Origin of the sequence: Sphingobacterium sp. UBA2610 (genome assembly GCF_002339225.1) — a bacterium.
Taxonomy (GTDB): domain Bacteria; phylum Bacteroidota; class Bacteroidia; order Sphingobacteriales; family Sphingobacteriaceae; genus Sphingobacterium; species Sphingobacterium multivorum.
Genome location: NZ_DDKA01000023.1, coordinates 376,635 through 390,142 on the forward strand (window position 1 = coordinate 376,635; position 13,508 = coordinate 390,142).

The following is a 13,508-nucleotide window of genomic DNA, read 5'->3' on the forward strand; positions in this document are numbered from 1 at the left end:
CGATAAAACACCATGATACACATTACATACAAACCTATAAAATTGGCCTTATGCATTCTTTTTGCATCAAGCCTGAGCATCAGTTGCAAAAAGCAACTGGAAACCAATCCATTGGATAAATTTGCCAACGAAACCTTTTGGACAAATGAAACCAATGCAAAATTGGCCTTGACCGGTCTATATAAAGGTGAAATCCAAATGAACTCCCTCGCCGAATTCAGCCCTACAGATTGGTGGTCCTATAATGGCCTGCTTTACCTGGAGTTTGCTTCGGATAATGCCTACGATAGACGTGGTGATAATTCGGTTTTCAATAAACTATCCGATGGTACACTAACGAACAATAATAGTGTTCTTGGAAATTACTGGACACTTTCCTACAAAAGAATTGCCCGTGCTAATTTTTTTCTTGAAAATATTGATAAGGCCCCTATTTCAGCTGAACTACTCGCTCGTTTCAAGGCAGAAGCGCGGTTTATTCGTGCTTGCCAATATTTCTACCTATCCCAGTATTGGGGTGACGCTCCCTTGGTGACCAAAACCTTAACACCCAATGAGGCGAATCAGGTATCCAAAGCAAAAAAACAGGAATTGGTTACTTTTGTTGAACGTGAATTACAGGAAGCGGCAAACGACCTACCGAGCTACGGCAAATTGACGACCGCAGAACGGGGCCGTGCAAGCAAACAGGCAGCCCTCGCTTTCCTGGGACGCATCCAACTGGCCGAAAAATCTTACGCCGATGCTATCAAAAGTTATGAGCAGATCATCAATGCCAATGAAAATAGCATTGATCCCAACTATTCAGGCTTATTTAATGGAACCAACGAAACGAGCAAAGAGATTATTTTTGCCACGCAGTATCTTGTTGATCTCGCTGGAAACGGTATGTTCCAACACAATTTTCCCGCAGTCGCCGGGGGTTGGCATCTCCATTGCCCGCTTGGTAGCCTTGTAGAAAGCTATGGTTTCACCGATGGAACGGCATTTTCGTACGATGATGCGCGATATAATGCGCAAGACATCAGCAAAAACCGGGATCCGCGTTAGCCTTCACGGTGATAACAAATGGAGACCGCTTTAAAAATTTAAAATACACCTCACATCCAGATTCCACATTGTCTATCGATCAATTGACAACAACAAAACAGGCAACACGCACGGGCTACGGATTGCGCAAGTTCAACGACGAAGGCTTTAGTGGAAACTTACAAAACTCTGGAGCCGATGTTCCTATTATACGCTACGCCGAAGTCCTCCTGAGTTACCTTGAAGCCAAACTCGAAAATGGCGATCCCATCACAAGTGAGCTATTGGACAAAACCATCAACGCTGTCAGAAAAAGAAGCAGCGTTAATATGCCAGCCATTAACGTCCAAAGCAGTACCGCGTTGCGTTCGACCTTACGTAACGAAAGACGTGTCGAACTTGCACTGGAAGGACTCCGTTATTGGGATTTATTACGTTGGGGTATCGCAAAAGATGTACTAAAGGGCGATTTCTATGGGGCATCATTCCCAGGTGCGAAAAATCTCCGCATAAAAGCAGGTGGAAACAAAGATCCTTATAGCCGATGGTACGTAACCAGTAAGGCCTTCCGAGCTGGCCAAGATGAACATTGGCCAATTCCACAGAATGAAATTAATATCAATCCAAATTTAAAATAGTACCTTGGGTATCGTCAATTGTCAAACGATACCCTTTAAACAAAATTCAACGTATATGAAGAAGCCACTATCTCTAGCGTTATTACTCTCCGCGAGCCTTTTTGTTACGCTACCCACCGTTAGTTTTGCCCAAAAGGCAAGTAAACCGAATGTCATCTATATTTATGCGGATGATCTTGGTTTCGGTGATTTAAGTAGCTATGGTGCCAAACAAATCGAGACACCCAACCTGGATAAGCTCGCCCGGAACGGCGTCCGATTTACCAATGCACATAGTACATCGGCAACTTGCACCCCTTCCCGTTTTGCATTGATGACCGGGACGTATCCATGGCGCCAGGAAGGGACAGGCATTCTGCCCGGCGATGCCAAACTAATCGTTCCTACGGATAAAATTACATTACCCAAGGTATTTAAACATGCCGGCTATGCTACTGCCATTGTTGGAAAATGGCATATGGGACTCGGAAATTAGGTCCAAAAAGACTGGAATGCCCCCATTAAACCCGGGCCTAATGATGTAGGCTTTGACTATTCATTCATTTTTCCTGCAACAGCAGATCGCGTCCCAATAGTGTTTCTTGAAAATGATCAAGTTGTGGCTGCTGAAGCCAATGATCCAATTCTGGTGGACTATGAAAAGAAAATTGGGAACGACCCTACGGGCAAAGAACACCCCGAACTGCTCAAAATGCATTCTTCACCGGGTCAGGGCCACAATCAGACTATCGTCAACGGTATCGGAAGAATCGGCTACATGAGCGGCGGAACACGTGCCAGGTGGGTGGATGAAGAAGTTTCCACAACATTTCTCCACAAAGCCCAGGACTTTATTTCCCAACATCAAAACAAACCGTTCTTTCTCTATTTCTGCTTGACAGAACCACATGTCCCACGTATGCCCGCAACACAATTTAAAGGGAAAAGCAAACTCGGCTACCGCGGCGATGCTATTCTGCAATTGGATTGGACCGTCGGACAAATTCAACAGCAGTTGCAGCTCTTGGGACTTGACAAAAACGCGATTATAATTTTCAGTAGCGACAACGGGCCCGTTCTCGACGACGGCTATATGGATGGAGCTGTGGCCCAACAAAATGGCCATCTACCCGCAGGCCCACTACGCGGTGGCAAATATAGCATCTTCGAAGGCGGAACGCGCGTGCCCTTTATCGTGAGCGGCAAAGGTGTTGCACAGGGAAAAGTTTCCAATGCTTTGATCAGCCAAATAGATCTGTTGGCAACAAGTGCCCAATTATTGGATGTTCCACTAAAAGCAGATGAAGCAAAAGACAGCGCCCCACTCTTGAAAACCTTAACCGGTCAAGATAATAAGGGACGTAGCAGTATGGTACAGCATGCGCAGACACTGGCTATCGTAAAGGACGAATGGAAATATATTGCACCCAGCAAAGGTGCCCCCTACATGAAACTAACTGATACTGAAACAGGAAGTCTTCCGGAAGATCAGTTATACGATCTCAAAAATGATATCGGCGAAAAGAATAATGTGGCTTCAAAATATCCAGAAAAGGTCGCTGAACTCAAGCAGTTATTGGAAGGAGAACGTAAAAAATGAAAATAAAAGCTGGACTCGCCCTCATCCTCCTCGGATGGGGGACTCTTTTTGCACAACAAAAGAAAAAGCAACAAAAATTGCCCAATATTATATTTTTTTATGCGGACGATTTAGGTTATGCCGAAACGGAGCCCTATGGACAGCGATTGATCAAAACACCCCATATCCAACAGCTGGCACGTGAAGGTCTACGTTTTATAAACCACTATACAAGTACGCCTGTCTGTGCCCCCGCCCGCTGCATGTTATTGACGGGCAAGCATGGTGGCCAATCCTATATTCGCGGAAATTATGAATTGGGCGGTTTTGCAGATAGTCTCGAAGCTGGCCAGATGCCACTTCCTGAAGGAACGTATACCATGGCTCACCTATTTAAAAAAGCCGGCTATCAGACCGCAGCCATTGGAAAGTGGGGACTTGGGATGAATAATTCCACCGGAAGCCCCAACAAACAGGGATTTGATTATTTTTTTGGCTACCTGGACCAAAAACAGGCCCACAATTACTACCCAACTCATCTTTGGGAAAATGAAACAAAATATCCCCTTCAAAACAAGGAAAAATTTGTACATACTCCTTTAGATTCCAGTAAGGCCACGGCAGAGGACTTCAAGCAGTTTGACGGTAAGGAATATGCACCTGAACTAATGACAGCGAAAGCGCTGGCTTTTATCGACAAAAACCGAAGTAAACCTTTTTTCTTATACCTTCCTTATACTTTGCCGCACTTATCACTACAAGTTCCCCAGGAATATGTGGATAAATATAAGGACCTCTTCCAGGACAAACCGTATTACGGACAGGACGGCTATACCGCTACCCCCTATCCAAGAGCGACCTATGCGGGTATGATCACCTATCTGGATGACCAAGTCGGTACGATTATGAAACATATCAAATCATTGGGAATAGATGACAATACCATTATTCTGTTTTCCAGTGACAACGGAACTGGTTTTAATGGGGGCATAGATTATCGCTTTTTCCGCAGTGTCGATTCGCTTAGGGGATTAAAAATGGATGTTTTTGAAGGTGGTATCAAAGTTCCGTTAATTGTCAGGTGGCCAAACCATATCAAAGCCAATGCTGAAACGGACCTTATCTCGGCCCAATATGACCTCATGGCAACCTTCGCACAGCTGGTTCAACAAAGCCCCGGACACAGCAATGGGCTCTCCCTCCTTCCAACCTGGCTGGGTCAGAAGAATCAACAGAAACATCAATACCTCTATTTCGAATATCCAGAAAAGGGCGGCCAGCTCGCCATACGCGAAGGACGTTGGAAGGCCGTCAAACTCGATCTGAAGAAAAACCCCAAAGCAAAATGGCAATTGTTTGATTTAACGACAGACCCTTGGGAAGAAAATGATTTAGCTGCACAATACCCACAAATGCTGCGACATTTTGATGAAATTGTTCAGCATGAACACCGACCTGCCCATATTCAGGAATGGGAAATTGTAGCGAATAAGATGATTAAAAAATAAATCGATTTCTTTCTTCATTTTTTTATCTTAAAAAACTTGGGTTGTCCGGATTGAATCATGACAACCCAAGTTTTTTATGTAATTTAGCACAGCAATCCACAGCTGGAGTCTAATGTGAATGTACCTATTGAATGACGTATCGACCATAGAGGAGTACAACATATTCCCAAGTCCAACGTAAAAGGATCAATAACCAAGTATGCGGCAAATAGAATCATACATCAATACACTAAAAGAAGGTGATGAAATGGCTTTATGCTTTTTTATGGATCATTTTGGTCATTCGTTACGCTATTTTGCCTTTTCCTACCTCCGCAACAAAACCGACGCCGAAGAAATTGTCTCCGATGTTTTTGTTAAGTTATGGAATAATCGACAAAAGGTAGAGAATTATGAAAGCCTGAAAGCCTTTCTTTTTATCGCTACTAAAAATGCCTGTATCGATATGCAAAGAACGACGCAATTCAAAATACGGAAAGAGGAGCTCGATATTCTTCAGCATATGTCGGTTCCGGAAGACGATGTACTCAAGAAAATATTCCGGACAGAACTCACCGAATTGCTGCTTGCTGAAATAAATTTGCTCCCCAGACAGCAGGCTCAGATCTTCAAGCTCAGCTTTTTGGACGGCTTGAATACCGAAGAAATTTGTGAAACATTAAACACAACCGCATCGACCGTCTATTATGCAAGGTCTAAGGCATTATACGCATTAAAAGAAAGGTTCAAATCTAAAAAATTTGAATACCTCAGTGTTCTTATGCTATCTGTATGGTATGCCTTCAAAGGATAATTAACTCCCTTCAATTTCCCGCATCCGACCCCTAGATAGACCAATAGGCTATTCACACAGCATCCCCCCTAAGGTTAACCACCTTCAGGCAATACTTCCCGTCCAACGTTGGAACGGTTTAAAAAATACAAACAACTGTTTATCAGTAAACTAAGAAAGCAATAATTTTAAAAAACTAGAAACAAAAAAAAGCTTAGCATTCGGTCGGGCGACCTGCTAAGCTTTTATAAATACCTCTTTGTAAGAGGCAATCAACCTAAACCTAGGACAAAGATAGTGCTTCAAATGATATAAACAAAAATTTTGTTATATTTTTTTTCAACTCCCATAAATTTGTTTTAGCATAGCAATCACAAAAGGAATAGTAAGTGTACAATGTACACTACAATCTTTTTGCATTTTTCAACAAGCTTTTTTTTTGGTAGCTTCGCTCAGCGCCTCCCAACCACAGTATTTAACTCGTGCATTATTTAAATTTACTATGTAATAAGGGAGCACTCCTTTGCTTCGTTTTATCAAGCACTCTTATTCTTTACAGGTTCAATTGGATGCATAAACAGGGTCCGAAATGATGGATTGCCCTTTTTAAAGATCCTTTTAACAATCGCTATAACGATCCTGCTAGTTTGAACATCAAGTCCAGTTTCAACTAGCATACGCCTGACTTATCGCGACAGTATTTGTGCGACCTTAACAATCATATTTCATTTTTTTATTTAGTAACTTTGGAAACAATCAAAAATAAAATAACATGTTTACTGGAATCATAGAAACCTTAGGAAAAATAGAAAATATCGAACAGGAGAAAAGTAATATCCATTTTTACGTCAGTTCTGCTATTTCCAATGAACTTAAAATAGACCAAAGCGTTAGTCATAATGGCGTTTGTCTTACTGTAGTAGGATTAAACAATGATCTCCATAAAGTGACAGCAATTGACGAAACCCTACAGAAGACAAATCTGGCTCAGTTAAAGGTGGGCGATCTGATCAATCTGGAACGCTGTACTTTGGCAGGCGGAAGATTTGATGGACATATCGTTCAGGGACATGTAGATCAGACTGCGCGTTGTATCCAAAAGAAAGATGAAAATGGTAGTTTTATTTTCACCTTTCAATATGATGTTTTCAAACAAAATATCACCGTAGAAAAAGGATCCATTACCGTAAATGGTATCAGCTTGACAGTAGTCGATTCTAAAGACGATCAGTTCTCCGTTGCCATCATTCCATATACGTTAGAGCATACCAACTTGCAGCAGGTTGAAGTGGGGAGCACAGTCAACTTGGAGTTTGATATCATCGGGAAATATGTCACGAAGATAATGGCTTTGCGCGCTTAAAAAATTCACTGTTCTTCCTTGGGTTTAAAGGTAATCCAAGGAAGTTCATCCTTACACGCTTTATTCGGGTCCTAACTGTCTAATTGATTTATTCCAAATAGTGCCCCTGACGGATCAGTAATGCGCGATATTTATTGAATACACTCGATTTGGAAACAAAGCCCATATATTTATTTTCGTCCCCTAAAACCGGAAGTATCCACGTATCGTCCTTATTCATTTTAGCCATCACGATTTCCATGTTTTCGTTGATCCCAACGGTATCATTTGGCTTCTGCGCTAATTTCTCAAAGGTGGTATCTCCCCCATCCACTTCGCCCAATAAGACTGAAAATAGAAACTCACTATAAAGAAGTCCCATAAATTTGCCCTCATAATCAACCACGGGAAAGATATTGCGTTTACTATGGATGATGTCTGTTTGTCGACCTTTTGGTGTTTCGTCAGGGCGTAAGATCACAAAATTAGTTTCCAATACATATTTAATCCGCATCATACTTAACACGGATCGATCCTTATCTTCATAAGAAATCAGATCGCCAGACTCGGCCAATACCTTGGTGTAAATGGAATGCTTTAGCACGGCTCGATTAATCAAATAAGAAATGGAACAAACCAACATCAATGGAACCATTAACGTATAACCTCCGGTCACTTCAGCAATCAAAAATATGCCCGTCAACGGCGCATGCATAATGCCGCTCAACGCACCGGCCATCCCCGCTACCACAAAATTTGGCACATTTAACTCGGCTATTCCGGTTAAGTTTACACCATACGAAAATGCAAATCCTAATAATCCGCCCATGACTAAACTTGGTCCAAATACACCACCATTTCCACCGCCATTTAAAGTAAATAATGCGGCAAGGGACTTTCCAAATAAAGTCAATATCGTATAACCCAGGACGACTAATCCCATATCTTTATAGTCTGAAAACAAACTGTTCTTAACAATCGAGTTAAACTGACCATTCAGAATCTGCTGAATGGTAATATAGCCCTCGCCATACAGTGCCGGGAATACAAAAATCATCAGACCTAAAGCAATTCCACTGACCCAGACTTTATTATAGGGATTCTTAATCTTAGAAAACCATTTACCCACACTTCTGGAAACACGTGCAAAGTAAATCGTATAAAGCCCAATCAACACGGCCAACAAGAGGTAAAATATTAAGGCCGAAACCTGCCAGTCGGAATTGAATGTGCTGAATAAGGGTTCATTATAAAGCACACGAGAGACAACAGAAGCTAATGCTGATGAGATCAGCAAAGGAATGAACACGGGAATTGAAAATTCTGGAAGCAAAATCTCGATGGCAAAGATCATTCCGGCCAAAGGGCTGTTGAATGCACCCGAAATTCCTGCTGCTGCACCGCAAGCCAATAACATGGTAACTTCCTTATACTGCAGTCCAAAAAAACGGGCGATATTAGAACCGATAGAAGATCCGCCCAAAGCAACTGGTGCTTCCAAACCACAGGAACCGCCAAAGCCAACGGTTATAGCTGAGGTCACTACCTGAGAATAAATATTACTGGGATCCAATCGGCTGCCTTTCCGACTGATGGCATAGATAATGGGTGTAATCCCATGTTCCATCTTCTTCCCTTTCAGAAATTTGCGAACAAAAAACACGCTGAGCAATATTCCGATCAATGGAAAAATTAAGTAAACTGAGTATTTTACTTTCCAGTCGATATCATCTTGTATAGTCGTTGCAATAAAATGGGTTAATCTTTTCAGTACAGATGCCATAATACCACCGACAATTCCAACCAAAAATGCGAGTATAATGATAAAGTTCCGATTCGAAACTTTCTTCATCCGCCATTGATTGATCTGGTCTATTTTTTTAAAAAAACGTCTTTTGAGGTTTCCCATATCGTTCTATTGAAAGCTCAACACTTCCTTCTTCTTTTTTGTTTTGAATTTATCGGGTACTACGGCCAATATTTCTCTTTCCAGCGCCTGGATGGCCTGTCTCTTCACATAGTTCTGTGTGGTCACCAATGATATCTCACGTACCGGTTCTGGTGATTTGAAATAACGGATCCGATCCAATTGCTCATCGGAATAATCCCAAATCGACAATTCAGGTAATATGGTGATGCCGTCGTTGATATCGACCATACGTTTTAAGGTCTCTACGCTACCGGTGTTATATTCAAATCTTCCTGTAAGATCTTGATTGTGTTTGTGGTGACAAATATTAAGTACCTGCCCACGCATACAATGCCCCTCATTGAGCAACCAAAGTTTATCATCGGCAATATCATCGCCACTCAGTATTTTTTTCGGAAACAGGGGGCTATTGACGGATATATAGGCGACAAAATTTTCGTAAAATAAGGGCGACTCCAAAATCCCAGGGTCATTTAAAGGAGTAGATAGCACACCACAGTCCAAAAGTCCGACCTTCAATTCATGCACAATCCGTTCTGTCGTGTATTCCCATATCTGCAGTTGTAGCTTCGGATATTTTTCCATAAATGTGGTCAGCACATTCGGAAGTAAATATGGTGCGATTGTCGGGATAACACCGACCCTTAGCGTGCCCTCAATTTCCCCTTTTTTATCCTGTACAATCTCATTGATTTTTCGGCTTTCCGTCAATACCATTCGAGCTTGAAGAATAATTTTCTCGCCGATTTCTGTAGGAACAACAGGCTGACGGCTCCGGTCAAAGATTTTTGCCCCTAAAGACTCTTCAAGTTTTTGTATTTGCATGCTCAACGTAGGTTGCGTGACAAAACATTTTTCTGCAGCTGCAACAAAACTTCGGTAGGTATCAACAGCTATAATATATTCCAATTGGATTAAGGTCATCTTACTATCTTTAAAGCACAAAATTACGATTCCTGTCGTAAACCAATGTCAAATCCTTTACAATTAAAGTCAACAGGGGTATTTGGCCTGCTTATTATACAATAAATACCTTGCCAAAAAGATCCTGTATATCCACTATTGTTACATTAGTTCACATAAAAAATCGATTTCATCGAAATGCTTTTCTTAAATTTGGAGATTTACAACAGTTGATAGTTAAAATCCTATGAAGTTTATAAATCGTACGACAATTGCACTAGCTTTATTCTTAACCATGGCAAACAGTCCTTATAGCAAGGCAAATCCTGATGAGGGAATGTTTCCATTGAGCGAATTAAATAGAGCTGGATTGAAGAAAGCTGGATTAAAGATCAGTGAGAGAGACATCTACAATCCTGGTCAGGTCGGACTGGTAGATGCCCTGGTTCAAGTCAGTGGATGTACCGGATCGTTTGTCTCAAACCGTGGTCTGATTATTACCAATCATCATTGTGCTTTTTCTGCCGTTCAACTTGCGAGTACAGCAATCAACAATTACCTAAAAAACGGTTTTGTCGCACAAAATCAAGAGCAGGAAATTGAGGCAAAAGGATTAAAAATAAGAATTACCGATTCTTATGAGGATGTTTCCGCTAAAATATTAAATGCTGTCGCCAACATCAGCGATCCAGTGGAGCGTATCAATACGATCAAACGTAAACAACAAGAACTGGTTAAACAAGCTGAAAAGGAAGATCCGACGATTAAAGCTGAAGTATCGGAAATGTTTATCGGCAAAAGTTATGTCCTATTCCGTTATAAAACAATTGAAGACGTTCGTTTAGTTTATATTCCACGTCAAAACATCGGAGAATTTGGTGGAGAGACCGATAACTGGGTATGGCCACGCCACACGGGAGATTATTCTTTTCTGAGAGCTTATGTCGGCAAAAACGGAAAATCTGCACCTTATTCTAAAGATAACGTTCCTTACCAGCCCAAAAAACACCTTAAAGTCAATCCAAATGGTGTACGGGAAAATGATTTCACCTTTATCCTTGGTTATCCCGGAAAAACATTCCGACACAGACCAGCACAATATATTCAATATCAACAGGAATATCTTTTGCCTTACGTATCCAACCTGTATGATTTCCAAAATAAACAGATGGAGGAAGCAGGAAAAGACAATACCGATATCGCCTTGTCCTTGGCAACACGCATAAAACGTAATGCGAATGTATTGAAAAACTATCGTGGTAAACTCAAGGGCTTACGAGGAATCGACTTGCTATCGACAAAAAAACAAGAAGACGAAGCACTGGCAGCGTTTATCTTAAGTAAACCCGAATTGAAAAACAAATATGGAAGTCTACTCGCTGATATTGATGCCTATTATCAGCTCAGTGATCAAGATGCCCTGAAAGAACTTTGGATCAACAATATTTACAACAGCACAAGCTTATTGAAAGTAGCTCGCGACCTAAACGTTCTGAAAACCAACTTAGCCAAGGAAAAATCATCCCAGGCGGCCAAACAGCTTTTCGATTTAAATATTGAAAAGTTAAAAACAGCACTTAAAGAAACTTACGAAAGCTACAATAAACAGGCTGATCAGCGTATTTTCTCCCGAATGTTGGAAGATGCCATTGCATTCCAAGGTAAAAATCAATTGGCCTCCATTCAGAAATTGCAATTTAATACGGCTACTGCACAAGAATTTGCAACAGAGATTATTCAGAACAGTAAACTTGGCGATCAAAATTACATACTAAATACCGTCTTGGCCAATGCCGATGCACTGCAAAAATTTGACGACAAATTATTGGATTTCCAGAGTAAGCTGAACAATGACATTGTCCATTTCGCCGCAGAGCAAAAAAGACGTGAAGGGGTACTGAACAAATTAATGGGCGATTATGTCGCCGTCAAGGAAATTTTTCAGGCCAAGAACTTTATTCCTGATGCAAATTCAACCTTACGTCTGACTTACGGGCACATCAAAGGCTACTCGCCTGCTGACGCAACCTATATGAAACCGTTTACAACAATCGAAGGGATTATTCAAAAAGGAAATCTTGGTTTAGCAGAATTTGACTATCCGCAAGAAATCAAAACAGCTTACCTCAACAAAAATTTTGGTCCCTATGTTCAAAAAGACCTGGGATCCGTGCCGGTTAATATCTTATATGATATGGATACTACAGGTGGAAATTCAGGATCTCCAATAATGAATGCCAATGGTGAATTAATCGGTGTAAATTTTGACCGTGCTTACGACGCAACAATTAATGATTTCGCTTGGAACGAGAGTTACAGCAGATCCATCGGAGTCGACATTCGTTATGTCCTCTGGGTTGCCGATAAAATTGACAACGCGCATTTTATCCTAAAGGAAATGGGTATCTAATCTGGTCTAAAACAAGGCGCAAGAAAGCCGCTGCATCGAGAGATGCAGCGGCTTTTTTTTGTTCACCACGCTATTTCCGATTCGCCCGGCGGCGTGCCACTACGAACGAAGAATTCACCGTAAATCAGAACCTATTCATCTAACTCAGAATAGCTTCGCGTACTATTTTGCCCCTTGGAGCAAAGAAGAGAAAACAGTCTTCAAACGCAACAAGCCTGTTGTCAATACCTCCCTCGAACAAGCAATGTTGAGGCGAATAAAGTCATCACTCCCCTTCCCGTACATCGCACCTACATTCACCTGCACATGCGCTTCATCCAATAAGAGCTTTCCCAATTTTCGACTTGAAATCCCCAAAGCGGCGCAATCTACCCATACCAAATAAGTACCCTCCAAAGGAAGCACATGCAAAGCAGGCAGATGTTCGTTCATAAAGCCTTTCAAATACAGATAATTTGCATGGATGTAGCTTAAAGCCTGATCCAACCATTCCCCGCCCCACTCATACGCAGCGATCAAGCCCGTAATGGCAAAGGGGCTAATGCTACTGATCTCATTAGCTAAGAAAGCCTGTTGCACCTTCCTCTTGAGTTCAGGATCGACCACGAGGACTGTAGCGACCTGCAATCCCGCCAAATTAAAGGTTTTACTCGGTGCTACACAGGTAATCGAATTCGCCAAAAAGGCTGCACTGATACTTCCAAAAGGAATATGTGTATAGCCTTCAAATACCAGATCGCAGTGAATTTCATCCGAAATGACTAAAACTTGGTGTCGCAAACAGATTTCACCAAGACGTTCAAGCTCAGCTCGGGTCCAAACTCGCCCAGCCGGGTTATGTGGGCTACATAAAATAAATAACTTGACTTTCGGATCACTTGCTTTATGCTCAAAATCCTCAAAATCGATCGTATACTCGCCATTACGATAAATCAGGTCATTGGAAACCACCTGGGCTTGATTGCGTTCTATGGAAGAAAAAAAACAATGATATACAGGTTCTTGCACCAAAACCTTATCTCCGGGTGATGTCAATGCGCTAACCAAAGCCGAAAGCGCCGGTACCACACCGATAACTGGAAGTATCCATTCCGGTTGAAGTACAAATTTATGTCGCCGTGAGGACCAGCTCATCACTGCGCTGTAAAAAGCAGCTGGAATCGTAGCATAACCATATACCGCATGTTGAACCCGTTGCGCAAGTGCATCCACGACTGGTTGTGCTGCTGGAAAGTCCATATCCGCAACCCAGAGTGGAATCAAATCGGCATAATCATGTTGATTCCATTTGACCGATTCGGTACCACGACGAACAATCGTTTTGTCAAAATTATAGATCATACAGCAATTTAATTAAAATTAGGAGGCATTTGCAAAAAAAATATGATAAAGTAAAAGGGGGTTCAGATCGCACGATA

11 protein-coding genes are annotated in these 13,508 nt (G+C 41.7%); 8 read left to right on the forward strand and 3 right to left on the reverse strand.

Annotated features, from left to right (window positions below; all coding sequences use genetic code 11):
• Positions 1 to 12 precede the first annotated feature (12 nt).
• The 7 genes from B4Z47_RS17530 (at position 13) to B4Z47_RS17555 (ending at position 6,868) form a co-directional block, all read left to right on the forward strand.
• On the forward strand, positions 13 to 1,050 hold the full coding sequence (locus tag B4Z47_RS17530; protein ID WP_286727703.1) for a RagB/SusD family nutrient uptake outer membrane protein: 1,038 nt from the start codon (positions 13 to 15) through the stop codon (positions 1,048 to 1,050).
• 8 nt (positions 1,051 to 1,058) lie between these two features.
• On the forward strand, positions 1,059 to 1,667 hold the full coding sequence (locus tag B4Z47_RS17535; protein ID WP_286727704.1) for a RagB/SusD family nutrient uptake outer membrane protein: 609 nt from the start codon (positions 1,059 to 1,061) through the stop codon (positions 1,665 to 1,667).
• Between the two features lie 55 nt (positions 1,668 to 1,722).
• Positions 1,723 to 2,142 (forward strand): sulfatase-like hydrolase/transferase, encoded by a 420-nt coding sequence (locus B4Z47_RS24620; protein ID WP_312194627.1) that lies wholly within the window; start codon positions 1,723 to 1,725, stop codon positions 2,140 to 2,142.
• A gap of 99 nt (positions 2,143 to 2,241) precedes the next feature.
• Positions 2,242 to 3,246, forward strand: coding sequence for a sulfatase-like hydrolase/transferase (locus tag B4Z47_RS17540; RefSeq protein WP_312194629.1), 1,005 nt, complete (start codon positions 2,242 to 2,244; stop codon positions 3,244 to 3,246).
• Positions 3,243 to 4,733: an arylsulfatase gene (locus tag B4Z47_RS17545; RefSeq protein WP_112374472.1), complete on the forward strand. Its 1,491-nt coding sequence runs from the start codon at positions 3,243 to 3,245 to the stop codon at positions 4,731 to 4,733. The genes B4Z47_RS17540 and B4Z47_RS17545 overlap by 4 nt, the downstream gene beginning before the upstream one ends.
• A 199-nt stretch (positions 4,734 to 4,932) precedes the next feature.
• Positions 4,933 to 5,526: an RNA polymerase sigma factor gene (locus B4Z47_RS17550; protein WP_070569769.1), complete on the forward strand. Its 594-nt coding sequence runs from the start codon at positions 4,933 to 4,935 to the stop codon at positions 5,524 to 5,526.
• A 751-nt stretch (positions 5,527 to 6,277) separates the two neighbouring features.
• Entirely contained in the window at positions 6,278 to 6,868 is a 591-nt protein-coding gene (locus B4Z47_RS17555) for a riboflavin synthase (RefSeq protein ID WP_070569767.1), read from the forward strand.
• A gap of 88 nt (positions 6,869 to 6,956) precedes the next feature.
• On the opposite strand, the gene B4Z47_RS17560 is transcribed toward B4Z47_RS17555, so the two are convergent.
• Both B4Z47_RS17560 and B4Z47_RS17565 read right to left on the reverse strand, forming a co-directional pair.
• A complete protein-coding gene (locus B4Z47_RS17560; RefSeq protein WP_070569765.1) occupies positions 6,957 to 8,756 on the reverse strand; it encodes a chloride channel protein in 1,800 nt (599 codons plus the stop codon).
• A 6-nt stretch (positions 8,757 to 8,762) separates the two neighbouring features.
• The gene (locus tag B4Z47_RS17565) at positions 8,763 to 9,701 is read right to left on the reverse strand and encodes a hydrogen peroxide-inducible genes activator (protein WP_046675858.1); all 939 of its coding nucleotides are present in this window, start codon (positions 9,699 to 9,701) and stop codon (positions 8,763 to 8,765) included.
• A 226-nt stretch (positions 9,702 to 9,927) separates the two neighbouring features.
• Here B4Z47_RS17565 and B4Z47_RS17570 point away from each other — a divergent pair, with 226 nt between their 5' ends.
• Complete coding sequence (locus B4Z47_RS17570; RefSeq protein WP_070569763.1) at positions 9,928 to 12,090, forward strand: S46 family peptidase; 2,163 nt, start codon at positions 9,928 to 9,930, stop codon at positions 12,088 to 12,090.
• Positions 12,091 to 12,252: 162 nt separating this feature from the next.
• On the opposite strand, the gene B4Z47_RS17575 is transcribed toward B4Z47_RS17570, so the two are convergent.
• Positions 12,253 to 13,431, reverse strand: a complete 1,179-nt coding sequence (locus tag B4Z47_RS17575; protein ID WP_070569761.1) for a MalY/PatB family protein — start codon at positions 13,429 to 13,431, stop codon at positions 12,253 to 12,255.
• Positions 13,432 to 13,508: the final 77 nt, after the last annotated feature.

What these genes read in the sequence shown, in the direction of transcription:
- B4Z47_RS17530 (WP_286727703.1), top strand. Translation starts at nt 13, where the DNA reads ATGATACACATTACATACAAACCTATAAAATTGGCCTTATGCATTCTT.
- B4Z47_RS24620 (WP_312194627.1), top strand. Translation starts at nt 1,723, where the DNA reads ATGAAGAAGCCACTATCTCTAGCGTTATTACTCTCCGCGAGCCTTTTT.
- B4Z47_RS17545 (WP_112374472.1), top strand. Translation starts at nt 3,243, where the DNA reads ATGAAAATAAAAGCTGGACTCGCCCTCATCCTCCTCGGATGGGGGACT.
- B4Z47_RS17550 (WP_070569769.1), top strand. Translation starts at nt 4,933, where the DNA reads ATGCGGCAAATAGAATCATACATCAATACACTAAAAGAAGGTGATGAA.
- B4Z47_RS17555 (WP_070569767.1), top strand. Translation starts at nt 6,278, where the DNA reads ATGTTTACTGGAATCATAGAAACCTTAGGAAAAATAGAAAATATCGAA.
- B4Z47_RS17560 (WP_070569765.1), bottom strand. Translation starts at nt 8,756, where the DNA reads ATGGGAAACCTCAAAAGACGTTTTTTTAAAAAAATAGACCAGATCAAT.
- B4Z47_RS17565 (WP_046675858.1), bottom strand. Translation starts at nt 9,701, where the DNA reads ATGACCTTAATCCAATTGGAATATATTATAGCTGTTGATACCTACCGA.
- B4Z47_RS17570 (WP_070569763.1), top strand. Translation starts at nt 9,928, where the DNA reads ATGAAGTTTATAAATCGTACGACAATTGCACTAGCTTTATTCTTAACC.
- B4Z47_RS17575 (WP_070569761.1), bottom strand. Translation starts at nt 13,431, where the DNA reads ATGATCTATAATTTTGACAAAACGATTGTTCGTCGTGGTACCGAATCG.